At 72.9% G+C, this 23,674-nt stretch carries 20 protein-coding genes; 16 read left to right on the top strand and 4 right to left on the bottom strand.

Annotated elements, in window-relative coordinates; translation table 11 throughout:
* Positions 1–268: 268 nt before the first annotated feature.
* Positions 269–670, top strand: coding sequence for a DUF3040 domain-containing protein (locus ACIQD7_RS12720; protein WP_121832512.1), 402 nt, complete (start codon positions 269–271; stop codon positions 668–670).
* A gap of 221 nt (positions 671–891) precedes the next feature.
* Here the strand turns inward: ACIQD7_RS12720 and ACIQD7_RS12715 are convergent, their stop codons facing one another.
* The 4 genes from ACIQD7_RS12715 to ACIQD7_RS12700 all read right to left on the bottom strand — a co-directional run bounded on the left by ACIQD7_RS12715 (position 892) and on the right by ACIQD7_RS12700 (position 6,533).
* The gene (locus ACIQD7_RS12715) at positions 892–3,381 is read right to left on the bottom strand and encodes a transglutaminaseTgpA domain-containing protein (protein ID WP_402441565.1); all 2,490 of its coding nucleotides are present in this window, start codon (positions 3,379–3,381) and stop codon (positions 892–894) included.
* Positions 3,378–4,730 (bottom strand): DUF58 domain-containing protein, encoded by a 1,353-nt coding sequence (locus ACIQD7_RS12710; RefSeq protein ID WP_402441564.1) that lies wholly within the window; start codon positions 4,728–4,730, stop codon positions 3,378–3,380. The genes ACIQD7_RS12715 and ACIQD7_RS12710 overlap by 4 nt, the downstream gene beginning before the upstream one ends.
* Positions 4,730–5,749 carry a MoxR family ATPase gene (locus tag ACIQD7_RS12705; protein WP_121832509.1) on the bottom strand — a complete coding sequence of 340 codons (1,020 nt, stop codon included), beginning with the start codon at positions 5,747–5,749 and terminating at the stop codon, positions 4,730–4,732. Before ACIQD7_RS12705 ends, ACIQD7_RS12710 begins: the two co-directional genes overlap by 1 nt.
* Before the next feature lie 148 nt (positions 5,750–5,897).
* Positions 5,898–6,533, bottom strand: a complete 636-nt coding sequence (locus tag ACIQD7_RS12700) for a beta-class carbonic anhydrase (protein WP_402441562.1) — start codon at positions 6,531–6,533, stop codon at positions 5,898–5,900.
* Between the two features lie 396 nt (positions 6,534–6,929).
* Here ACIQD7_RS12700 and rsmH point away from each other — a divergent pair, with 396 nt between their 5' ends.
* The 15 genes from rsmH to ACIQD7_RS12625 all read left to right on the top strand — a co-directional run bounded on the left by rsmH (position 6,930) and on the right by ACIQD7_RS12625 (position 23,625).
* On the top strand, positions 6,930–7,886 hold the full coding sequence (gene rsmH / locus ACIQD7_RS12695) for a 16S rRNA (cytosine(1402)-N(4))-methyltransferase RsmH (protein ID WP_121832507.1): 957 nt from the start codon (positions 6,930–6,932) through the stop codon (positions 7,884–7,886).
* On the top strand, positions 7,883–8,560 hold the full coding sequence (locus ACIQD7_RS12690) for a septum formation initiator family protein (RefSeq protein WP_402441561.1): 678 nt from the start codon (positions 7,883–7,885) through the stop codon (positions 8,558–8,560). The genes rsmH and ACIQD7_RS12690 overlap by 4 nt, the downstream gene beginning before the upstream one ends.
* Positions 8,561–8,567: 7 nt before the next feature.
* Complete coding sequence (locus ACIQD7_RS12685; protein ID WP_402441560.1) at positions 8,568–10,559, top strand: peptidoglycan D,D-transpeptidase FtsI family protein; 1,992 nt, start codon at positions 8,568–8,570, stop codon at positions 10,557–10,559.
* 16 nt (positions 10,560–10,575) lie between these two features.
* On the top strand, positions 10,576–12,267 hold the full coding sequence (locus tag ACIQD7_RS12680; protein WP_402441559.1) for a UDP-N-acetylmuramoyl-L-alanyl-D-glutamate--2,6-diaminopimelate ligase: 1,692 nt from the start codon (positions 10,576–10,578) through the stop codon (positions 12,265–12,267).
* Positions 12,268–12,271: 4 nt separating this feature from the next.
* Entirely contained in the window at positions 12,272–13,696 is a 1,425-nt protein-coding gene (murF, locus tag ACIQD7_RS12675) for a UDP-N-acetylmuramoyl-tripeptide--D-alanyl-D-alanine ligase (protein ID WP_402441558.1), read from the top strand.
* On the top strand, positions 13,693–14,763 hold the full coding sequence (mraY, locus tag ACIQD7_RS12670; protein WP_376243172.1) for a phospho-N-acetylmuramoyl-pentapeptide-transferase: 1,071 nt from the start codon (positions 13,693–13,695) through the stop codon (positions 14,761–14,763). The genes murF and mraY overlap by 4 nt, the downstream gene beginning before the upstream one ends.
* Positions 14,745–16,184 carry a UDP-N-acetylmuramoyl-L-alanine--D-glutamate ligase gene (gene murD / locus ACIQD7_RS12665; protein ID WP_402441557.1) on the top strand — a complete coding sequence of 480 codons (1,440 nt, stop codon included), beginning with the start codon at positions 14,745–14,747 and terminating at the stop codon, positions 16,182–16,184. Before mraY ends, murD begins: the two co-directional genes overlap by 19 nt.
* 55 nt (positions 16,185–16,239) lie before the next feature.
* Positions 16,240–17,583, top strand: coding sequence for a putative lipid II flippase FtsW (gene ftsW, locus ACIQD7_RS12660; protein WP_402441555.1), 1,344 nt, complete (start codon positions 16,240–16,242; stop codon positions 17,581–17,583).
* A 6-nt stretch (positions 17,584–17,589) separates the two neighbouring features.
* Positions 17,590–18,684 carry an undecaprenyldiphospho-muramoylpentapeptide beta-N-acetylglucosaminyltransferase gene (gene murG, locus ACIQD7_RS12655; protein WP_121832108.1) on the top strand — a complete coding sequence of 365 codons (1,095 nt, stop codon included), beginning with the start codon at positions 17,590–17,592 and terminating at the stop codon, positions 18,682–18,684.
* A 34-nt stretch (positions 18,685–18,718) separates the two neighbouring features.
* A complete protein-coding gene (locus ACIQD7_RS12650; protein ID WP_402441554.1) occupies positions 18,719–19,522 on the top strand; it encodes a cell division protein FtsQ/DivIB in 804 nt (267 codons plus the stop codon).
* 278 nt (positions 19,523–19,800) lie between these two features.
* Positions 19,801–21,018 (top strand): cell division protein FtsZ, encoded by a 1,218-nt coding sequence (gene ftsZ, locus ACIQD7_RS12645; RefSeq protein WP_161371707.1) that lies wholly within the window; start codon positions 19,801–19,803, stop codon positions 21,016–21,018.
* On the top strand, positions 21,015–21,791 hold the full coding sequence (pgeF, locus tag ACIQD7_RS12640) for a peptidoglycan editing factor PgeF (RefSeq protein WP_121832116.1): 777 nt from the start codon (positions 21,015–21,017) through the stop codon (positions 21,789–21,791). The genes ftsZ and pgeF overlap by 4 nt, the downstream gene beginning before the upstream one ends.
* Entirely contained in the window at positions 21,791–22,510 is a 720-nt protein-coding gene (locus tag ACIQD7_RS12635) for a YggS family pyridoxal phosphate-dependent enzyme (RefSeq protein ID WP_402441553.1), read from the top strand. Before pgeF ends, ACIQD7_RS12635 begins: the two co-directional genes overlap by 1 nt.
* Before the next feature lie 122 nt (positions 22,511–22,632).
* Positions 22,633–23,253, top strand: a complete 621-nt coding sequence (locus ACIQD7_RS12630; RefSeq protein WP_121832120.1) for a cell division protein SepF — start codon at positions 22,633–22,635, stop codon at positions 23,251–23,253.
* Positions 23,254–23,334: 81 nt separating this feature from the next.
* The gene (locus tag ACIQD7_RS12625) at positions 23,335–23,625 is read left to right on the top strand and encodes a YggT family protein (protein ID WP_017238790.1); all 291 of its coding nucleotides are present in this window, start codon (positions 23,335–23,337) and stop codon (positions 23,623–23,625) included.
* Positions 23,626–23,674: the final 49 nt, after the last annotated feature.

Here is a 23,674-nt window from a genome sequence, read left to right as displayed (position 1 = left end):
GGAGGTCACCCGTTCGGCGGTGCGGACCCCGGCACCCCATGGAGTACGCCACAGCACGCCCGGTCCGGGCCCCGGCCCCGTATGATCGGGGGACACCATCCGGCATGACGGACGGGGGCCCGGGGAATCAACGCCTCAGCAACCGATCCGCATGGCGGCCCGGATTGGCTATTCGGCATTGTGGGCGGGTTTCACGGGGGCGATTCCCTGCCTATCCTGAAAGGGCCGCAAACCGGTCGCCCCCGCGACCGACGACTAGGAGGACTCCGTGCCGCTCTCGGAGCACGAGCAGCGAATGCTCGAGCAGATGGAGCGAGCGCTGTACGCCGAAGATCCCAAGTTCGCGACAGCGCTCGAGGGAAGCGGACTGCGTACGTACACCCGGCGACGGGTTTACCAGGCAGTCGCCGGCTTCCTGGTGGGTATCGCGCTCCTCATGGCCGGAATGGTCGCACAGCAGATCTGGATCAGCGTGGTGGGATTCCTCGTCATGCTGGGCTGCGCGGTCCTGGCGGTCACCGGATGGCGCAAGGCGCCGAAGCCGGGTGAGCAGCAGCCTGCGGGTGGAACGACGGCCGGCGGCCGTCAGACCCGGCAGCGACGCCCCATGATGAACCGGATCGAAGAGCGGTGGCAGCGCCGCCGCGACGAACAGGGCGGCGGCCACTGACGGCCCCCTGAGCGGAAGCCCCGCCCCCTCCGACGAACCGAGCCCCGCAGGGCCGCGCTCCCGAGCGCAGCGGCCCTGCGGGGCTCGTCCGTGCTCCGGGCCCGTGATCAGGACGCGAAGCCCCGGGCCCGTGATCAGGACGAAGCCCCGGGCCCGTGGCAGGGCGAAGAGGGAGGGGGCGAGGTCCGAACGGACCTCGCCCCCTCCCTCTTCCGGTTCTCTCAGCCCGCCCCGTGCGGCGCCCGGCGGAAGCGGGCCGTCAGGGCGTGACGCCGGTCCGACCAGCGGGCCGCCCCCGACGCCCAGCGGGCCGAGACCGCCCAGCGGACCCGGACCGCCGACCGGGGCGCGAGGAGGGCACGGAGACGGGTGACCCGGTCCGCGCCCGCGTGGAAGCCCGCCCGGACCCGCCCGGCCTCCTCGGCCAGCCCCGGAACCGGCTGCGGCCGGGGCGCGTACAGCACCTCCTCCACCGCCCGCGCCACCCGGTGCACCGCGTCGGCGGGCTCGCCGCGCAGCTCGCCCAGGCGTACGATCCGCGCCGCCGTCCCGCGCGGCGTCTGCGACTCGTCCGGCTCGACCCCGTAGTCCCAGGCCGTGTCGTTGATCTCCCGCCAGACCGCGAGCGTCCGCGCCGCCGTCCCTCCGGCGCCCCGCGTCGCGACCCGCCCGGACCGCCCGTCCACGGGCACGGGCCCGGACGGCGCAACCGTCTCCTCCCCGTCCCCCGACCCGGCGGGACCGAGCCGCCGGGCGCGGGCCCGGGTCCGCCAGAACAGCGGAAGCAGCGGCAGGACCAGGAGCAGGACCACGCCCAGCGAGACCAGGGTCGTCGCCAGCGGATCCGGACCCGAGCCGTCCGAGGACGCCCCGGCCGCCGCCGGCTCCGGACCGCAGTCGCCGAGCCGGCGCATCTGCGGCGTGCAGCTCTCCGAGGCGCTCGGCGCGGCGGACGGCTGCGCCGAGGCGCTCTGCCGCGGCTGCGCGGGCCCGGTGGCCGATCCCGAGGGCGTGGTCTCCCGGGCGTACGAGGGGGTGGAGCCCCGCGCCGGGGTCGGCTCGAACCGCGTCCAGCCCGCCCCCTCGAAGTACAGCTCCGGCCACGCGTGCGCGTCCCGGATGCCGACCGACACCGATCCGTCGGACTGCGGCGTGCCCGGCATGAAGCCCACGGCCACCCGGGCCGGGATGCCCAGCGAGCGGGCCATCGCCGCCATCGAGAAGGAGAAGTGGACGCAGAAGCCCTGCTTGTCCTTCAGGAAGCGGGAGACCGCCTGCACCCCGGTGCCGGACTGCACGTCCACGTCGTAGCGGAAGCCGCCGTCCCGGGCGAACCAGTCCTGGAGCTTCACGGCCCGCTCGTAGTCGTTGCGCGCGCCCTCGGTGACCTCCCGGGCCGTCGTCCGCACGTCGGCCGGCAGCGACGCGGGCACCTTGGTGTACTCGCGGCGCAGCTGCTCCGGGGCCGGTCCGGCGGCGGCCAGCTGCTCCGCCGTCGGCCGCACGTCCAGACTGGCGACCTGGTAGCGGGCGCCCCGGGTGGTCTGCTTGTCGTCGCCGACCAGCATCCGGCCGGCCGGCTCGTACCGCCAGCGCCCCTCCACGTCGACCCGGGCGGCCGGGTACGGCATGGGCAGCCACTTCTGCTCGTAGTTCTCGGAGGCGACGAAGTTCCCCGTCACCTCGGTGACCCGGACGCCCTGCGCGAGCCCGTCCGGCCACGGCAGGCGCTCCGGCACGTCCACGATCGGGCGGACCGAGGACTTCCAGGACAGCCCGTCGAACTGGTCGAGCGCGACGAGCCGCAGGTACATGCCGCTGGTGTCGACGGCATTGGTCCTGTAGCGCAGGACCTCCCGGTCCTCCTGCTGGCGCAGGTCGTCCTGGAGGGAGACCAGCGGGTTCACGGTGGAGATCGTGCCGCCCTTGCCGGTGCCCCCGGAGCCCTCGCCGGCGCCGCCGCCGAGGAGGAGGCCGCCGCCCAGACCGGGCAGCGCGAACGGCACCACCAGCGCGACCCCCAGGGCCACCGCCCCGATCCGGCGCCCGGTGCGGACCGGCGCGAAGGCCTGGCCGCCGCTGCCGACGGTGGTCCCGGGCCGGCCCGTGCGCTGGGCGGCGCCGAAGACCCGCCCCCACTGCGAGAGCCGGTCCCGGCCCTCGGCGAGGAGCAGCAGCAGATAGCCGGTGCCCGCCAGGAGGAACCACAGCCAGCCCGCGCCGCCGCCGGAGAGGCCGGCCGCCACCGAGTACAGGGCGAGCAGCGGCAGACCGGCCGGGGCCGCCTTGCGGAAGGTGACCGCGAGGACGTCCACCAGGAGCCCGATCACGACCACGCCGCCGACCAGCATGAGCCGGATGCCCTCGGTGTCCGGCGCGGGAACCGCGTACCGGCCGACGTCCTCGGCGCCCGCCCGGAACAGCTCGGCGGCGTACGTCACGGCCCGGGGACCGGGGAAGATCCAGAGGACCGCCTGCTCGCGGGCGAAGATCGCGGTCAGCGCGAGCAGCGCGACCGCGGTCTGGGCGAGGAGGGGCAGCGGCCGGACCGACGGCACCCGCCGGGCCAGCGCGCCCGCCCCGCTCACCAGGGCCAGTACGAAGGCCGCCGTGAAGATCCAGGTGGCCGGCTTGACCAGCGGGAGCAGGGCCCCGGCCGCCATCAGGGTGGCGGCCCAGGAGGCCAGCGTCAGCCGTGCGCGCCCGCTCATGCCCATCCTCCGTAGGTGGTGTCGGCGGCGGTCGCCGCGCGGACGCCGGCCGCCTGCTGCCACAGGTCGGCGAGCCGCGCCCCGGGCGGCACGGCGAGCGCCGTCCAGCCCGCCTCGCGCAGCTGCCGCAGCCGCTTCTCGACCGCCCCGGAGACCGAACCGCCGGTCAGCCAGGCGCCGGAGTCCAGGACGAAGGCGACGGCCGCGCCGGTCCGCCCCCGCATCCGGGCGACGAGCGCGGCCTGCTCCTCGTCGAGGTCGCCGAGGAAGGCGACGAGCAGCCCGTCGCCGCCGGCCCGCAGCACGTCCGAGGCGCGCGAGAGACCGGCCCCCTCGGAGTGGTCGACGACCGCGAGGGCGTCCATCATCAGGCCGGCCGAGTCGGCCGGGTCCTGCACGGCGCCGCCGAAGCCCTCGGAGCCCTCGCCGGGGACCGCGCTGCCGGTGTCGGTCAGCAGCCGGACCGTGTAGCCGCGCTCCAGCATGTGGACGAGCGCGGACGCGGTCCCGGAGACCGCCCACTCGAAGGCGGAGTCGGGGCCCGTGCCCCGGTAGGCGACCCCGCGGGTGTCGAGGAGGACGGTGCAGCGGGCCCGCTGCGGCTGCTCCTCGCGCCGGACCATCAGCTCGCCGTAGCGGGCGGTGGAGCGCCAGTGCACCCGGCGCAGGTCGTCGCCGTGGCGGTAGGCGCGGGGGATGACGTCGTCGTCGCCGGAGAGGGCGAGCGCCCGCTGCTGTCCCTCGCCGTACCCGGCAGCCTCGCCGAAGAGCCCGACCGGCGGCAGCGCCTCAGTCCTCGGCACCACGGTGAGGGTGTCGTACGCGCTGAAGGAACGCGTCAGCTCGCACATCCCGAAGGGGTCGCTCAGCCGCAGCTGGAGCGGCCCGAGCGGGAACCGGCCGCGCAGGTCCGAGCGGACCCGGTAGGACACCTCGCGCCGCCCGCCCGCTTCGACCCGGTCGAGGACGAACCGGGGCCGGGACCCCAGCATGTACGGCACGTGGTCCTGGAGCATGAGCAGGCCGGTGGGCAGCTTGGAGACGTTCTCCATCCGCAGCTGGACCCGGGCCTCGGTGCCCGTCTCCACCCGCTGGGGGACGAGCAGGCGCGAGGTCGCGACCCGGTAGCGGGTCCGGTGCAGCACGAGGACGCAGACCAGCGGCAGCACGGCGAGCAGCAGCCCGACCCGCAGCAGGTCGGCCTGGCCGAGGACGTACGCGCAGACGGCGGCGGCCACCCCGGCGGCGAGGAAGGACCGGCCGCGGGTGGTGAGGCCGCTCAGGGCGGCCCGCAGCCCGCCCCGCCCGTCGTCCTCCGGCCGCCCGTCCGGCACGGCGGCGCTCGTCATCACAGCCGCCGGGCGCCGGGCTGCTGCTGGCCGTAGAGCGGCCCGGCGGGCGGGGCCGAGGCCGGTACGGGGGTGCGCTGCAGGATGTCGTGGACGACCTGCTCGGCGGTCCGCCGGTTCAGCTGGGCCTGCGCCGTCGGCAGCAGCCGGTGGGCGAGGACGGGCGCGGCGAGGGCCTGGAGGTCGTCGGGCAGCACGTACTCGCGGCCGCTGAGCGCGGCGGAGGCCCGGGCGGCCCGCAGCAGGTGGAGCGTGGCCCGCGGGGAGGCGCCGAGCCGCAGGTCGGGGTGGGTGCGGGTGGCGGCGACCAGGTCGACCGCGTACCGGCGCACGGCGTCGGCGACGTGCACCGCGCGCACCGCCTCGATCAGCTTGAGGACGTCGTGGGCGTGGGCCACCGGCTGGAGGTCGTCCAGCGGGGAGACCGAGCCGTGCACGTCGAGCATCTGGAACTCGGCCTCGGCGCTCGGGTAGCCGATGGAGACCCGGGCCATGAAGCGGTCGCGCTGGGCCTCGGGCAGCGGATAGGTGCCCTCCATCTCGACCGGGTTCTGGGTGGCCACGACCATGAACGGGCTGGGCAGCTCGTACGTCTGCCCGTCGATGGTGACCTGCCGCTCCTCCATGGACTCCAGGAGCGCGGACTGCGTCTTCGGCGAGGCGCGGTTGATCTCGTCGCCGATCACGATCTGGGCGAAGATCGCGCCCGGCTTGAACTCGAACTCCCGGCGCTGCTGGTCGAAGATCGACACGCCCGTGACGTCCGAGGGCAGCAGGTCGGGGGTGAACTGGATGCGGCGCACCGAGCAGTCGATGGACCGGGCGAGGGTCTTGGCCAGCATGGTCTTGCCGACGCCGGGCACGTCCTCGATGAGGAGGTGTCCCTCGGCGAGCAGTACGGTCAGCGAAAGCCGTACGACCTCGGGCTTGCCCTCGATCACACTCTCCACCGATCTGCGGACGCGCTCCACAGTGGCGGTCAGATCAGTGAGGCTCGCTCGATCGTCATAGGTCGTCACCCGGCCCTCCTCGGCCTTCCGAAACACACGGACACCTGCCCCCGGTGGGATGTGTCGGGGGGTGTCCACCCGGGCATTCTTGTTGGCCCGGCCGGGTCGTGTCACTCGACTGCCGGCAAGTACGGAGGAAATGCCGGAGTTTCGACCGTTAAGCCTGGTCGGTGGCGGGGGCCCCGGCCGGGTCGATCTCGCGCAGCAGACCCGTCGTCACGTCGAAGACGAAGCCCCGGACGTCGTCGACGTGCGGCAGGAAGGGCGAGGTCCGCACCCGGCGCATCGACTGCCGGACGTCCTGGTCCACGTCGCGGAAGGCCTCCACCGCCCAGGCCGGCCGCTGGCCGACCTCCATCTCCAGCTCGTGCCGGAACTCCTCGGTGAGCGACTCCAGGCCGCAGCCGGTGTGGTGGATCAGGACCACGCTGCGCGTCTTCAGGGCGCGCTGGCTGATGGTGAGGGAGCGGATCACGTCGTCGGTGACCACGCCGCCCGCGTTGCGGATGGTGTGGCAGTCGCCGAGTTCGAGGCCGAGGGCCGCGTGCAGGTCGAGCCGGGCGTCCATGCAGGCGACGACGGCGACGCCCAGCACGGGGCGCGCGTCCGTCCGGGGGTCGGCGAAGGCGGAGGCGTAGCGCGCGTTCGCCGCCACGAGGCGGTCGGTGACCGTGGGGCCGGACCGTACGGCTTCGGTCCCGGACTCGGTCCCGGTCTCGGTACCGGCACCGGCACCGGCTTCGGTCTCGGCGTCGGCTTCGGCTTCGGGGAAGGGGCGCGCGGAGGTCGGCATGGGTCAGACGGTAAGGGGCACGGCTCTCCGCGAACCGCCGTGAGAGCGGGACAAAGAGCGTCAATGAGCCCCGGTGTGAGCTAACCCACAGGAGGGAGAGCCGCGCCCCGAACGAGTGAGCCGTCCGGAATGTCCGACGGGACCGCCGGGGCCGTGCGACGCGCCAGCGGGTTGATTGACCGGCGGGTCCGGTGGACTAAAGTGACGCGAAGTTCACGGAGACAACGAGCGATTTCCGCGGTTTCTCCCCCGTGTGCGCGGCGGTACCTACGGCTCGGCCTCCTCCCGCTCGCCGGTCGGCCGACGCGCCCTTCCGGCGCCGGACGACCGCTTCTCCCCAGCGAGCGGGCGGGGACCCGGCGGTACGTGCCCCCGCGCCCGAATTGAGAGGGCGCATTGAGCAACGACCGACACGTCCCGGTGATGCTCCAGCGGTGCCTGGACATGTTGGCCCCCGCCCTGGAGCGCCCCGGCGCGGTCGTCGTCGACTGCACCCTGGGGCTCGGCGGCCACAGCGAGGCCCTGCTCAAGAGGTTCCCCGAGGTGCGGCTCGTCGCCCTCGACCGGGACAAGGAGGCCCTGCGGCTCTCCGGCGAACGGCTCGCCCCCTACGGCGACCGGGCCACCCTCGTCCACGCGGTGTACGACGAGCTGCCCGAGGTCCTCGACCGGCTCGGCATCCCGGCGGTGGACGGCGTCCTCTTCGACCTGGGCGTCTCCTCCATGCAGCTGGACGAGGCCGACCGAGGCTTCGCCTACGCCCAGGACGCCCCGCTCGACATGCGCATGGACCAGTCGACCGGCATCGGCGCGGCCGAGGTCCTCAACACCTACCCGCCCGGCGAACTGGTCCGGATCCTGCGCGCGTACGGCGAGGAGAAGCAGGCCAAGCGGATCGTCTCCGCGATCGTGCGCGAGCGCGAGAAGGAGCCGTTCACCACCAGCGCCCGGCTCGTCGAGCTCATCCGGGACGCCCTGCCCCAGGCCGCCAAGCGGACCGGCGGCAATCCGGCCAAGCGCACCTTCCAGGCCCTGCGCATCGAGGTCAACCACGAGCTCGACAGCGTCGAGAGGGCGATCCCGGCGGCCGTGAAGGCCCTCGCCGTCGGCGGCCGGGTCGCCGTGCTCTCGTACCAGTCCCTGGAGGACCGGATCGTCAAGCAGGTCTTCGCGGCCGGCGCGGCCACCACCGCCCCGCCCGGCCTGCCGGTCGTCCCCGAGAAGTACCAGCCCCGCCTGAAGCTGCTCACCCGGGGCGCCGAGCTGCCCACCGAGGAGGAGGTCGCCGAGAACCGGCGCGCCGCCCCGGCCCGGCTGCGGGGCGTCGAGCGCATCCGGGAAGACGTCCTGTGAGCACGGCGAAGGGGCCCCTCAAAGGGCGGGCCGCACGGCTCGGACGGCTCATGCCGTCGGGGCCCAGCACGGCCGCCCGCACCCCCTTCGTCCTGCTCGTGGTCGTGCTCCTCGGCGGCGGCCTGATCAGCCTGCTCCTGCTGAACTCGGCGCTCAATCAAGGCTCCTTCCGGCTGAACGAGCTGAAGAACGAGACCACCGAACTCACCGACGAGGAGCAGGCGCTCCAGCGGGACGTCGACGACTACGCGGCCCCCGACGCCCTGGAGCGCCGGGCCCGCGAGCTCGGCATGGTCCCGGGCGGCAGCCCCGCCTTCCTCGGCCCGGACGGCAAGGTCCTCGGCAAGCCCTCGGTCGCGGTCGCGCCGCCGAAGCCGAGCCCGACGCCGACGGCCTCCGCCCCGGCGGACCCGCCGCCCGCCTCCACGACCCCGCCCGCCTCCACGGTCCCGCCGACGCCACCGGGCACGGCCACGGGCGCGGCGGCGGACACGGGCACGACCGGCACCGACGTACAGACCGGCACCGGCGCGGACCCCATCGCCACGGACCCCGCCGCCACGAATACCGCCGCCACGGACCCCACCGGCACCGCCCCGGCGCGGACCGCCCCCGCGACGGCAACCGCCCCCGCTCCCACGCCCGCGACCCCTCCCACGACCTCCGGCAGGTGACCGAGCAGTGCCCCCCAAGGAGCCCCCGCGCCGCCGCGTCCCCGGCCCCGCCCGGCCCGCGCGCCCCCGGCCCGCCCAGGCGGCCTCCGGCGGGACCCGCCCGGCCCGCCCCGCGCCGCGCCCGGCGCCCCGGCGGACCGCGCCCCGGCCCCCGGCCCGCCGGCCCCGCACCATCCGGCTCGGCAACCCGCGCCCCCGGCTGCGCCTGGTCTCCCTCGGCCTGACCCTCGTCATGCTGGTCTTCGTCGTCCGGCTCCTCCAGGTCCAGGCCGTCGACGCCAGCGCGTACGCCGCGAAGGCCGACAAGTACCGCTTCCAGGAGTACACGCTCTCCGCCGAGCGCGGCGAGATCACCGACCGCAACGGGATCGCGCTCGCCGCCAGCGTCGACGCGTACGACATCACCGCCGACCCCAAGCTCTTCACCCCGCAGGAGAGCAAGGTCGCCGACGCCCCCGAGCAGGCGGCCGCCCTGCTCGCCCCGATCCTCGGCAAGCAGCCCGCCGAGCTCGCGAAGAAGCTCCGCACCCCCAAGTCCCGCTACACCCTGCTCGCCCGCAAGCAGACCCCGCAGGTGTGGAACCAGATCAAGGACCTCAAGAAGGTCTACGGGCAGAAGTCCCAGCCCTCCGCCGGCGGCAACGGGATCAACCTCCTCGGCGGCATCCTCAGCGAGCCCAGCACCAAGCGCGTCTACCCGAACGGCGAACTCGCCGCCGGGATACTGGGCTACGTGAACGCCGAGGGCCGGGGAGCCGGCGGCCTGGAGTCCATGCTGGACCCGGAGCTGGCCGGCAAGGACGGCAAGATCCGCTTCACCCAGTCCGGCGGCCGGCAGGTGCCCACCGCGGGCTCCCAGGGCACCCCCGCCGTCCCCGGCTCGAACATCGAGCTGACCATCGACCGGGACATCCAGTGGGCCGCCCAGCAGGCCATCACCGAACAGGTGAAGAAGTCCAAGGCCGACCGCGGCTACGTCATCGTGCAGGACACCCGCACCGGCGAGGTCCTCGCCCTGGCCAACGCCCCCGGCTTCGACCCCAACGACCTCTCCGCCGCCAACGCCGCCGCCATGGGCAACGCCGCCCTCCAGGACGCCTACGAGCCCGGCTCCACCAGCAAGGTCATGTCCATGGCCGCCGTCCTGGAGGAGGGCAAGGCCGCCCCCGGCACCCACGTCACCGTCCCCAACCGGCTCCACCGAGGCGACCGGCTCTTCAAGGACGACGTCGACCACCCGACCTGGTACCTGACGCTCAACGGCGTCCTCGCCAAGTCCAGCAACATCGGCACCATCCTCGCCACCGGCCGGCTCGGCGCCACCCAGGCCGAGTCCAACGAGGTGCTCCACTCCTACCTGCGCAAGTTCGGCATCGGCAGCCCCACCGGCCTCGGCTATCCGGGGGAGACCCCCGGCATCCTCGCCAAGCCCGGCGACTGGTCCACCTCGCAGCAGTACACGATCCCCTTCGGCCAAGGCCTCTCCGTCAACGCCATGCAGGCCGCCTCCGTGTACTCGACCATCGCCAACGGAGGCGTACGGATCGCCCCCACCCTCGTGCGCGGCACCAAGGGGCCCGACGGGCGCTTCGCCCCGGCCCCCCGGCCCGAGGAGTCCCGGGTCGTCAGCGAGAAGACCGCCAAGACCCTCGCCACGATGCTGGAGTCCGTCGTCGACGACCAGGAGGGCACCGGCACCCGCGCCGCGATCCCCGGCTACCGCGTCGCCGGCAAGACCGGCACCGCCAACCGCGTCGACCCCGAACTCGGCCGCTACAAGGGCTACACCGCCTCCTTCGCCGGCTTCGCCCCCGCCGACGAACCGAGGATCACCGTCTACTGCGCCATCCAGAACCCCACCAAGGGCAGCTACTTCGGCGGCCAGATCTGCGGACCCATCTACAAGAAGGTCATGGAGTTCGCCCTCAAGACCCTCCACATCGCCCCCACGGGCAGCGACCCCGCCCGACTGCCGGTCGTCTTCGACCCCACCCCGTGACACTCCGGGAGCACCAGTGACAACGATCACCCCCCATTCCGGGAACCGGAAATCGAACTCCGGCGAGGCCCCGGGCTCTTTTGGCCCCCCACAGGGTGGGCCCGGTACGCTCACCGCCGTGCCACACGCTGATCAGTACCGAACCACCCCGCCACGGCCGGAGCGGGTCCGCCCGACACCCCTGGGCGACCTGGCCGCGCACCTGGGGACCGACACCCCGGGCGACGCCGAGATCTCGGGCATCACCCACGACTCCCGGGCCGTGCGCCCCGGGGACGTGTACGCCGCCCTGCCCGGCGCCCGCCTCCACGGCGCCGACTTCGTCGCCCAGGCCGCCGGACTCGGCGCCGCCGCGATCCTCACCGACCCGGCGGGCGCCGAACGCGCCGCCGCCACCGGACTGCCGGTCCTGGTCGTCGACGATCCGCGCGCCCGGATGGGCGAACTCGCCGCCGAGATCTACGGAAGGCCCGGCGCCGGTCTCCTGAAGATCGGCATCACCGGCACCTCCGGCAAGACCACCACCGCCTACCTGGTCGAGGGCGGCCTGCGCGGCGCCGGACGGCGCACCGGACTCGTCGGCACCGTCGAGATGCGGATCGGCGACGAACGCATCAAGTCCGAGCGCACCACCCCCGAGGCCACCGACCTCCAGGCCCTCTTCGCCGTCATGCGCGAGCGGGGCGTCGAGGCCCTCGCCATGGAGGTCTCCAGCCACGCCCTCGTGCTCGGCCGGGTCGACGGCTGCGTCTTCGACGTCGCCGTCTTCAACAACCTCAGCCCGGAGCACATGGAGTTCCACTCCGACATGGAGGACTACTTCCGGGCCAAGGCCGGGCTCTTCACGCCCGAGCGCAGCCGCCTGGGCGTGGTCAACCTCGACGACGCGTACGGCCGCAGGCTCGCGAAGGAGGCCGGGGTCCCGGTCGTCACCTTCTCCGCCGAGGGCCGCGCCGACGCCGACTGGCGTGCCGAGGACCTCGTCCTGGGCTCCCACGACTCGACGTTCACCGCCGTCGGCCCCGGGGGCGAGCGGATCGCCGCCACCGCCCCGCTGCCCGGCCCGTTCAACGTCGCCAACACCCTCGCCGCGATCGTCACCCTCGCCGCCGCCGGCCTCGACCCGAAGGCCGCCGCCGAGGGCGTCGCCGCCGTCCCCGGCGTGCCCGGCCGCCTGGAGCGCGTCGACGCCGGCCAGCCGTACCTCGCGGTCGTCGACTACGCGCACAAGACGGACGCCGTCGAATCGGTCCTGCGCTCCCTGCGCGAGGTCACCGAGGGCCGGCTGCACGTGGTCATCGGCTGCGGCGGCGACCGGGACGTCACCAAGCGCGGCCCGATGGGCGCCGCCGCCGCCCGGCTCGCCGACACCGCCGTCCTGACCTCGGACAACCCCCGCTCCGAGGACCCCCTCGCCATCCTCACCGCCATGCTCGCGGGCGCCGCCGACGTCCCCGCCGCGGAGCGCGGCGAGGTGCTCGTCCTCGCCGACCGCGCCGCCGCCATCACCGCGGCCGTCACCCGCGCCCGGCCCGGCGACACCGTCCTGGTCGCGGGCAAGGGACACGAACAGGGCCAGGAGATCGCCGGGGCCGTCCGCCCCTTCGACGACCGCGAGGTCCTACGCGCCGCGCTCCTCGAACAGCAGGCCGCGACCGCCCCGTCGGGCGGCAGTGCCGAAGCCAGCCACCAGAACAGTCAGGGATGAAGCAGTGATCGCCCTCTCCCTCGCCGAGATCGCCGAAATCGTCGGCGGGCAGGCGCACGACATACCGGATCCGGCCGCCCGGATCACCGGGCCCGTCGTCATCGACTCCCGCGAGGTGCGGGACGGCAGCCTCTTCGCCGCCTTCGCCGGTGAGCGCGTCGACGGCCACGACTACGCGCGGCGCGCCGTCGAGGCGGGTGCGACGGCCGTGCTCGCCGCCCGCCCCGTCGGCGTGCCCGCGATCGTCGTGGACGACGTCCAGACCGCCCTCGGGGCCCTCGCCCGCGCCGTCGTCGAACGCCTCGGCACCGACGTCGTCGCCCTCACCGGATCGGCGGGCAAGACCTCCACCAAGGACCTGATCGCCCAGGTCCTGGAGCGGCACGCCCCCACCGTCTGGACGCCCGGCTCGCTCAACAACGAGATCGGCCTGCCCCTCACGGCGCTCCGCGCGACCGACGAGACCCGGCACCTGGTCCTGGAGATGGGCGCGCGCGGCATCGGCCACATCCGCTACCTCACCACCCTCACCCCGCCCCGCATCGGCCTCGTCCTCAACGTGGGCTCCGCCCACATCGGCGAGTTCGGCGGCCGGGAGCAGATCGCCCTGGCGAAGGGCGAGATGGTCGAGTCGCTTCCCACCGAGGCCGAGGGGGGAGTGGCGGTCCTCAACGCCGACGACCCCCTCGTGCGCGCGATGGCCGACCGCACCAAGGCCCGCGTGACCCTGTTCGGAGAAGCGGACGAAGCGGCCGTACGTGCCGAGAACGTCCACCTCACCGAGACCGGGAGGCCCTCTTTCCGCCTTCACACACCCACCGGGTGCAGCGACGTGACCTTGCGCCTGTACGGTGAGCACCACGTGTCGAACGCGCTCGCCGCGGCCGCCGTCGCGCACGAGCTGGGCATGCCTGTCGAAGAGATCGCCACCGCGCTCTCCGAGGCCGGCTCCCTGTCGCGCTGGCGCATGGAGGTCACCGAGCGTCCGGACGGCGTGACGATCGTCAACGACGCCTACAACGCGAATCCCGAGTCCATGCGAGCCGCCCTGCGCGCGCTCGCGGCCATGGGCAGGGCCGCACGGGCCCGAGGGGCTCGTACGTGGGCGGTGCTCGGCAAGATGGCCGAGCTCGGGGACGCATCGCTCGTCGAGCACGACGCGGTCGGACGGCTCGCCGTCCGGCTCAACGTCAGCAAGCTCGTGGCGGTCGGGGACAGGGAAGCGTCCTGGCTGCAACTGGGCGCATATAACGAGGGTTCGTGGGGTGAGGAGTCGGTGCACGTGTCCGACGCGCAGGCGGCGGTCGACCTGTTGCGCAGTGAGCTGCGCCCGGGGGACGTCGTCCTTGTGAAGGCTTCCAGGTCGGTCGGTCTCGAACAGGTCGCCCTGGCTCTCCTCGACACCGAGGGCGAGGTCACCGGCCGATGAGGCAGATCCTCTTCGCGGGGGCCATCGGGCTCTTCCTGACCCTGATCGGCACCCCGCTGCTCATCAAGCTGCTCGCGCGCAAGGGGTACGGGCAGTTCATCCGGGACGACGGCCCGCGCGGCCACGCCGGGAAGAAGGGCACGCCCACCATGGGCGGCATCTCCTTCATCCTGGCCACGCTCATCGCGTACGCGCTGGCCAAGGTCATCACGGGCGAACCCGTCTCGTACTCCGGCCTGCTCGTCCTCTTCCTGATGGCGGGCATGGGCCTGGTCGGCTTCCTCGACGACTACATCAAGATCGTCAAGCAGCGGTCGCTCGGTCTGCGGGCGAAGGCGAAGATGGCCGGACAGCTGATCGTGGGCATCGCCTTCGCGGTGCTCGCGCTCCAGTTCTCCGATTCGCGGGGACTCACCCCGGCCTCCGAGAAGCTCTCCTTCATCACGGACTTCGGCTGGACCATCGGCCCGGTGCTCTTCGTGGTCTGGGCGCTCTTCATGATCCTGGCCATGTCCAACGGCGTGAACCTGACGGACGGTCTGGACGGCCTGGCCACCGGCGCCTCCGTGATGGTCTTCGGCGCGTACACCTTCATCGGGCTCTGGCAGTTCCAGGAGTCCTGTGCCAACGCGCTGACCCTCACCAACCCGAACGCCTGCTTCGAGGTCCGCGACCCGCTGGACCTCGCGGTCGTGGCCTCCGCCCTCATGGGAGCCTGCTTCGGCTTCCTGTGGTGGAACACCTCGCCCGCCAAGATCTTCATGGGCGACACCGGCTCGCTCGCCCTCGGCGGCGCCCTCGCCGGCCTCGCCATCTGCTCCCGCACGGAGCTCCTCCTCGCGCTGCTCGGCGGCCTGTTCGTGCTGATCACGATGTCCGTGGTCATCCAGGTCGGCTCGTTCAAGCTCACCGGCAAGCGCGTCTTCCGGATGGCCCCCCTCCAGCACCACTTCGAACTCAAGGGGTGGTCCGAGGTCCTGGTCGTCGTCCGGTTCTGGATCATCCAGGGCATGTGCGTGATCGTGGGCCTGGGCCTCTTCTACGCGGGATGGGCAGCGGACAAGTGACGGAACGGCTCGACTGGAACGGCAAGAAGGTCACCGTCGCGGGACTCGGCGTCTCCGGCATCCCGGCCGCCCGCGTCCTGCACGGCCTCGGCGCCCTCGTGACCGTCGTCAACGACGGCGACGACGAGCGCTCCCGGGCCCAGGCCGCCGAGCTGGAGGCCGAGGGCATCACGGTCCGCCTCGGCGACGGGGACACCCTGCCGGCCGGCACCGAGCTGATCGTCACCGCCCCCGGCTGGCGTCCCGACAAGCCGCTCTTCGCGGCCGCCGCCGAGGCGGGCGTGGAGGTCTGGGGCGACGTCGAACTGGCCTGGCGGCTCAGGGGGCCCGGAGCGGCCCCCTGGCTCGCGGTCACCGGCACCAACGGCAAGACCACGACCGTCCGGATGCTCGTCTCGATCCTGGAGGCGGCCGGCCTGCGGACCGCCGCCGTCGGCAACATCGGCGTCTCGCTCCTCGACGCCGTCCTCGGCGAGCGGGAGTACGACGTGCTCGCCGTCGAGCTCTCCAGCTACCAGCTCCACTGGGCGCCCTCGGTCCGCGTCCACTCGGCCGCCGTCCTCAACCTGGCGCCCGACCACCTCGACTGGCACGGCTCCATGGAGGCGTACGCCGCCGACAAGGGCCGGATCTACGAGGGCAACCGGGTCGCCTGCGTGTACAACGTCGCCGACAAGGCGACCGAGGACCTGGTCCGCGAGGCCGACGTCGAGGAGGGCTGCCGGGCCATCGGCTTCACCCTCGGCACCCCCGGCCCCTCCGAACTCGGCGTCGTGGAGGGCCTCCTCGTCGACCGGGCCTTCGTGGAGAACCGGCGGGAGAACGCCCAGGAGCTCGCCGAGGTCTCCGACGTGAGGCCCCCGGCCCCGCACAACGTGGCCAACGCCCTCGCGGCCGCCGCCCTGGCCCGCGCCTTCGGCGTCGACGCCAAGGCCGTACGGGACGGACTGAAGGCCTTCCGGCCCGACCCGCACCGCATCGAACCGGTCGAGGAGGTCGGGGGAGTCACGTACGTGGACGACTCCAAGGCCACCAACACCCACGCGGCGGAGGCCTCGTTGGCCGCCTACGACCCGATCGTCTGGATCGCCGGCGGCCTCGCCAAGGGCGCCACCTTCGACGAGCTCGTCCAGAAGTCCGCCAAGCGGCTGCGCGGGGCCGTCCTGATCGGCGCCGACCGGGCCCTGATCCGGGAAGCCCTGGCGCGACACGCCCCGGAGGTCCCGGTGGTCGACCTCGACCGGACCGACACTGGGGCGATGTCCGAGGCGGTCCGCGAGGCGGCCCGGCTCGCCCGCCCGGGGGACACGGTCCTGCTCGCCCCCGCCTGCGCCTCGATGGACATGTTCACCAACTACAACGAGCGCGGCGATGCCTTCGCGGACGCGGTCCGCGCCCTCGCCGCCACCGGGGACGCCTGACCCGACCAGTGGGAGGGTCCGGCCGCACCGGACACGACCGGAGGGGACGGCGACCATGCCGAGCAAGATCGCCGGGACGCGCCGGCCCTCCGCCGCACGCGGCGGGGGGCGGCCTCCCGCGACCCCGCGGCGACCGCGCGGCGGCGGCGGGCTCCGAGGACTCCACGAGCGGGCCAGGAAGGCCTGGGACCGCCCTCTCACGGCGTACTACGTGATCATCGGCGCGGGGATGCTCATCACCGCCCTCGGGCTCGTGATGGTCTACTCCGCCTCGATGATCACCGCGCTCCGCTACGAGCTGGTGCCCTCGTACTTCTTCCGGAAGCAGTTCTTCGCCGCGCTCCTCGGCACCGGGCTGCTCCTGGCCGCCTCCCGGATGCCGGTGAAGCTGCACCGGGCGCTCGCCTACCCGATCCTGGTCGGCGCGGTCTTCCTGATGGTCCTCGTGCAGATCCCGGGCATAGGGCACAACATCGGCGGCAACCAGAACTGGATCTCGCTGGGCGGCCCGTTCATGCTCCAGCCCAGCGAGTTCGGCAAGCTGGCGCTGATCCTGTGGGGGGCCGACCTGCTCGCCCGCAAGCAGGACGTGAAGCTGCTCTCCCAGTGGAAGCACATGCTGGTGCCGCTGGTCCCGGTGGCCTTCCTGCTGCTCGGGCTCATCATGCTCGGCGGGGACATGGGCACCGCGATCATCCTCACGACGATCCTCTTCGGCCTGCTGTGGACGGCCGGGGCGCCCACCCGGCTCTTCGTCGGCGTGCTCGCGGTGGCGGGCGCCCTCGGAGCGCTGCTCATCAAGACCAGCCCGCACCGGATGGACCGCTTCCAGTGCATCGGCGCCTCCGACCCGGGCGGCGAGGGAGCCCCCTGCCTCCAGGCCGCGCACGGAATCTACGCTCTGGCGTCGGGCGGATGGTTCGGATCCGGACTCGGTGCGAGCGTGGAGAAATGGGGCCAACTCCCCGAAGCCCACACGGACTTCATCTTCGCGGTCACCGGTGAGGAACTGGGCCTCGCGGGGACGCTGTCGGTACTCGCCCTGTTCGCGGCTCTAGGCTATGCGGGTATCCGCGTGGCCGGAGGCACGGAGGACCCCTTCGTGAGGTTCGCCGCGGGAGGTGTGACCACCTGGATCACGGCCCAGGCCGTGATCAACATCGGTGCGGTGCTCGGCCTGCTGCCGATCGCCGGTGTCCCGCTCCCGCTGTTCTCCTACGGGGGGTCGGCCCTGCTGCCGACCATGTTCGCCGTCGGGCTCCTCATCGCCTTCGCGCGACAGGAACCCGCCGCGAAAGCGGCCCTGGCCATGCGGCGCCCCGGCTGGGGCAAGCGGGTCGGGAAGAGATGGAAGTCGATGCGACGGCGCGTCAAGAAGCGCCCGTCCGGAGAGCGGTGAATTTCGGTGCATGTCGTACTCGCCGGTGGGGGGACCGCCGGCCACATCGAGCCCGCGCTCGCCCTCGCGGACGCCCTGCGCAGGCAGGACCCCAGCACGGGGATCACGGCGCTCGGCACGGAGAAGGGTCTGGAGACCCGGCTCGTGCCCGAGCGGGGCTACGAACTGGCGCTCATCCCCGCCGTACCGCTGCCCCGCAAGCCCACCCCCGAGCTGATCACCGTCCCCGGACGGCTGCGCGGCACGATCAAGGCGGCCGAGCAGGTCCTGGAGCGCACCAAGGCGGACTGCGTGGTCGGCTTCGGCGGCTACGTGGCGCTGCCCGGCTATCTGGCCGCCAAGCGGCTCGGCGTGCCCATCGTGGTCCACGAGGCCAACGCCCGGCCCGGCCTGGCCAACAAGATCGGCTCGCGGTACGCGGCCGGGGTCGCCGTCGCCACCCCGGACAGCAAGCTCCGCAACGCCCGCTACATCGGCATCCCGCTGCGGCACACCATCGCCACCCTCGACCGGGCCCGGGTGCGCCCCGAGGCGCGCGCCGCGTTCGGGCTCGACCCGAACCTGCCGACGCTGCTCGTCTCGGGCGGCTCGCAGGGCGCCCGGCGGCTCAACGAGGTGATCCAGCAGGTCGCCCCGGTGCTCCAGCGCTCCGGCATCCAGATCCTGCACGCGGTCGGCCCGAAGAACGAAATGCCGCGCGTCGACAACATGCCCGGTATGCCGCCCTACGTGCCGGTACCGTACGTGGACCGGATGGATCTCGCGTACGCCGCGGCCGACATGATGCTCTGCCGCGCGGGCGCGATGACCGTCGCCGAGCTCTCCGCCGTCGGACTGCCCGCCGCGTACGTCCCGCTGCCCATCGGCAACGGCGAACAGCGGCTCAACGCCCAGCCGGTGGTCAAGGCCGGCGGCGGGCTCCTCGTCGACGACGCGGAGCTGACGCCGCAGTGGGTGCAGGGCAACGTCCTGCCCGTACTGGCCGATCCGCACCGGTTGTACGAGATGTCCCGCGCCGCCGCCGAGTTCGGCCGCAGGGACGCCGACGACCTGCTCGTCGGCATGGTGTACGAGGCGATCGCCGCCCGCCGCCAGGCGTAGCGCGGCGCTCCGGACGGAAGACAGGAGGCGCCGGGTGGCAACCGCACCGACGACCGCCGAGAAGAGCGGCGCACGCGGGTCGAAGGGGTCGCCGGACGGTCCGTCCCGGCCGGGCGCCCGGAATCGAAGGTTCCGGGTGCCCGCGCCCCGGGTGCTGTTCTCCGCGCTCGGCCTCGCCGCGGCCGCCGCCGGCACGGTCTGGGCGCTCTACGGCTCGGACTGGTTCCGTGTGGAACGTGTGAAGACTTCCGGCACGCGGGTCCTGACCCCGGCCGAGGTCGAGAAGGCCGCCGCCGTCCCGGCCGGCACCCCGCTCGCCTCCGTCGACACCGACGCGATCGCGGCCCGGGCCCGGCTGCTCCTGCCCCGGATCGAGTCGATCGAGGTCGAGCGGTCCTGGCCGCACGGAATCGATCTGAAGGTGACGGAACGGAAGCCGGTCCTGCTCATCGAAAAGGGCGGAAAGTTCACCGAAGTGGACATGACCGGCGCCCGGTTCGCCACCGTCGCCACCGCCCCCCGGGGCGTCCCCCTGCTGGTCCTCGACGCCGCCTCCTCCCCGAGCCTCCGCCGCTTCGGCACGGACCGGCTGCTCCGGGAGGCGGTGCGCGTCCGGGGTGAACTCCCGGCGGAAATCGCCCGGAACACCCGTGTCGTCCGCGTCACCTCGTACGACTCCGTCACCCTGGAGCTGACCGGCGGCCGCACCGTCTTCTGGGGCAGCGGCGAGCACGGCCCGGCCAAGGCCCGGGTCCTCACCGCCCTGATGAAGGCCGCTCCCAAAGCGGGGCACTTCGACGTAAGTGCTCCCACGGCCCCCGCCTCGTCGGGGAGTTGACGGGCATCGTCGCTGGCCAGCACCCTGGTTGGCCACCGCTACGGGTGATCACATAGGGTGAAAAGAAAAACGGGAGGTTCGGCGTGTTCGTTGAACGTGCGCCGCTTGTCGACTTAGTGTCCTGTTCGGAAGAGTCCAGCGAACAGAGACACTGGTAACCCTAAACTTCAACGTTAGGGTTTGGGTCGGCGTTTCGGACCGTCCCAATCGGCATCCGTCGTCGCAGCGCGGCCAACCGCGCGGTGGCGACACGTAACTCGAGGCGAGAGGCCTTCGACGTGGCAGCACCGCAGAACTACCTCGCAGTCATCAAGGTCATCGGTGTCGGCGGCGGTGGTGTCAATGCCATCAACCGAATGATCGAGGTCGGTCTCAAGGGCGTCGAGTTCATCGCGATCAACACCGACGCGCAAGCGCTGTTGATGAGCGACGCCGACGTCAAGCTCGACGTCGGCCGTGAACTCACCCGCGGCCTCGGGGCCGGGGCGAACCCGGCCGTCGGTCGCAAGGCGGCAGAGGACCACCGTGAGGAGATCGAGGAGGTCCTCAAGGGGGCCGACATGGTCTTCGTCACCGCGGGCGAAGGCGGCGGCACCGGCACCGGCGGCGCCCCCGTCGTCGCCAACATCGCGCGCTCGCTCGGCGCCCTCACGATCGGTGTGGTCACCCGGCCGTTCACCTTCGAGGGCCGCCGTCGCGCCAACCAGGCGGAGGACGGCATCGCCGAGCTCCGCGAAGAGGTCGACACCCTCATCGTCATCCCCAATGACCGGCTGCTCTCGATCTCGGACCGCCAGGTCTCCGTGCTCGACGCCTTCAAGTCGGCCGACCAGGTCCTCCTGAGCGGTGTCCAGGGCATCACCGACCTCATCACCACCCCGGGTCTGATCAACCTCGACTTCGCCGACGTCAAGTCGGTCATGTCCGAGGCCGGTTCGGCCCTCATGGGCATCGGCTCCGCCCGCGGCGACGACCGCGCGGTGGCCGCCGCGGAGATGGCGATCTCCTCGCCGCTCCTGGAGGCCTCCATCGACGGCGCCCGCGGCGTGCTGCTCTCCATCTCCGGCGGCAGCGACCTCGGCCTCTTCGAGATCAACGAGGCCGCGCAGCTGGTCAGCGAGGCGGCCCACCCCGAGGCCAACATCATCTTCGGCGCCGTCATCGACGACGCCCTCGGCGACGAGGTCCGGGTCACCGTCATCGCGGCCGGCTTCGACGGCGGCCAGCCGCCGGCCCGCCGGGACAACATCATCGGCTCGGTCTCCGCCAAGCGCGAGGAGCCCGCCCCGGCGCCCCGCGCCACCGAGACCTCCCGCCCGCTGGGCGGCCTCGGCACGGTGACCCCGCGCGAGGACCCGGCCCCCGCGCCGGCCGAGCCCGTCGCCCCGGCCGTCAACGAGACCCCGCTGACCCCGGCCCCGCCGGTGGTCCCCCCGGCCCGTCCGTACGCGGACAGCCAGGCCGAGGAGCTGGACGTCCCGGACTTCCTGAAGTGATAGGACGGCGCTTCGACGCGAACGGCGCGCACTTCGCCTTCACCGACCGGTGGGGCGGGGTGAGCGCCGTTCCGTACGAGGAGCTCAATCTCGGCGGCGCGGTGGGCGACGACCCCGGGGCCGTGCTCGCCAACCGGGCGCTCGCCGCCGGGGCCCTCGGGCTCGACCCGGCGCGGACGGTCTGGATGAACCAGGTGCACGGCGCGGACGTGGCCGAGGTCGAAGGCCCCTGGGGGGACGCGGAGATCCCCTCCGTCGACGCGCTCGTCACCACCCGGCGCGGGCTCGCCCTCGCCGTCCTCACCGCCGACTGCGTCCCGGTCCTGCTCGCCGACCCCGTCGCCGGGGTCGCGGCCGCCGCCCACGCCGGACGGCCCGGCATGGTCGCCGGGGTCGTCCCGGCCGCCGTGGAGGCCATGACCGGTCTCGGCGCCGACCCCGCCCGGATCGTCGCCCGCACCGGACCGTCCGTCTGCGGACGGTGCTACGAGGTGCCGGAGGCGATGCGCGAGGAGGTCGCGGCCGTCGAACCGGCCGCCGCCGCGGAGACCTCCTGGGGGACCCCCGCCGTCGACGTCGCCGCCGGAGTGCGCGCGCAGCTCGAACGGCTCGGGGTCCGGGACGTGGTGGACGCCGGGGTCTGCACCCTGGAGTCCCGCGACCACTACTCGTACCGCCGCGACCGCACCACGGGGCGACTCGCGGGATATGTCTGGCTGGACGCCGCGTCCTCCCGGGGCGCGGGCTCCGGATCCCCGGCAGGAAAGAGCTGATGACGGACCGCACGGCGGAACTCGCCGAGAACCTGGCCCGGGTGGAGGCGCGCATCACCGCCGCCTGCGCCGCCGCAGGACGCGCGCGCGAGGAGGTGACCCTGATCGTGGTCACCAAGACCTACCCCGCGAGCGACGTGCGAATCCTCCACGGCCTGGGCGTTCGGCACGTCGCCGAGAACCGGGACCAGGACGCCGCTCCCAAGGCGGCCGCCTGTGCCGATCTCGACCTCACCTGGCACTTCGTGGGCCAGTTGCAGACGAACAAGGTCAAGTCGGTGACGGGTTATGCCGATGTGGTGCAGTCCGTCGACCGTGCGAAGCTCGTCTCCGCCCTCTCCGCCGCCGCGCAGAAGGAGGGGCGCGAACTCGGCTGTCTGATCCAGGTCGCGCTCGACGCCGGGACCGGCGGGCGGGGCGACCGCGGCGGCGTCGCGCCGGACGGGATCGAGGAGTTGGCGGCGGCCGTGGACGCCGCCCCCGGGCTGCGGCTCGGCGGCCTGATGACGGTCGCCCCGCTCGCCGGGCCGTACGCGGGCGAACCCCGGACGGCCTTCGACCGGCTGATGGATTTGTCGACTGCCCTGCGCGCGACCCGTCCGGCTGCGAACATGGTGTCGGCAGGGATGAGCGGAGACCTCGAAGAGGCCGTCGCCGCCGGGGCGACACACGTACGCGTCGGTACGGCGGTACTCGGAGTCCGCCCGAAGCTCGGGTAACGTCGCGAAGCAAGTCGGACCACAGCAGAAAATATGGTCATTCCGCAGAACGGCGGGACGGCCCGTGGATCGCCGGCACTTGGTGACAAGGCCGATCCACCACAGAGCGGAGGAATCGGAGAATGGCCGGCGCGATGCGCAAGATGGCGGTCTACCTCGGCCTCGTGGAGGACGATGGGTACGACGGCCGGGGCTTCGACCCCGACGACGACTTCGAACCCGAGCTGGAGCCGGAGCCGGAGCGCGACCGGCGTCACGCCCCCCCGCGCCAGGTGGAGCACGAGGAGCCGGTGCGGGTGGTGAAGCCCCCGGCCCCCCGGGAGCCCGTCGCCCATTCCGTCCCGGTACTCGCCGAAAGCGGACGTCCGGCCCGAATTGCCCCCGTGGCATCCATCACACCCGAACGCCCGAGCCTGGAGAAGAACGCACCGGTGATCATGCCCAAGGTCGTGTCCGAGCGGGAGCCCTACCGCATCACCACGCTGCACCCCCGGACCTACAACGAGGCCCGTACCATCGGGGAACACTTCCGTGAGGGCACCCCGGTGATCATGAACCTCACGGAGATGGACGACACGGACGCGAAGCGACTTGTCGACTTCGCCGCCGGACTCGTCTTCGGGCTCCATGGCAGCATTGAGCGCGTGACGCAGAAGGTGTTCCTGTTGTCGCCTGCTAACGTCGATGTCACGGCGGAGGACAAGGCCCGGATCGCAGAGGGCGGATTCTTCAACCAGAGCTGAGAACACAGGAACCGGACGGACCGGTCGCGAGGGCGGCCGGACGAGCGAGAGCACGCAAGCCAGGGGAGAGGGAAACGCGGGATGGGCGTCGCACTACAGGTGGTCTACATCGTGCTGATGTGCTTCCTCGTCCTCCTGATCGTCCGGCTTGTCATGGACTACGTCTTCCAGTTCGCCCGTTCATGGCAACCCGGTAAGGCGATGGTGGTCGTCCTTGAGGCCACCTACACTGTCACCGATCCACCGCTCAAGCTTCTGCGGCGGCTCATCCCGCCGCTGCGTCTCGGGGGCGTGGCACTCGACCTGTCCTTCTTCGTTCTGATGATCATCGTGTACATCCTGATCTCCATCGTGAGCAGTTTCGCGAGGTGAGTGAGGTGCGTGTGGACGATACGGTCTTGCCGACTGCCGACGACTACGT

This window comes from Streptomyces sp. NPDC093071, assembly GCF_044754545.1.
Classification (GTDB): Bacteria; Actinomycetota; Actinomycetes; order Streptomycetales; family Streptomycetaceae; genus Streptomyces.
The sequence above is the reverse complement of the archived record's forward strand: the minus strand, read 5'-3'. Positions and strand labels throughout refer to the sequence as shown.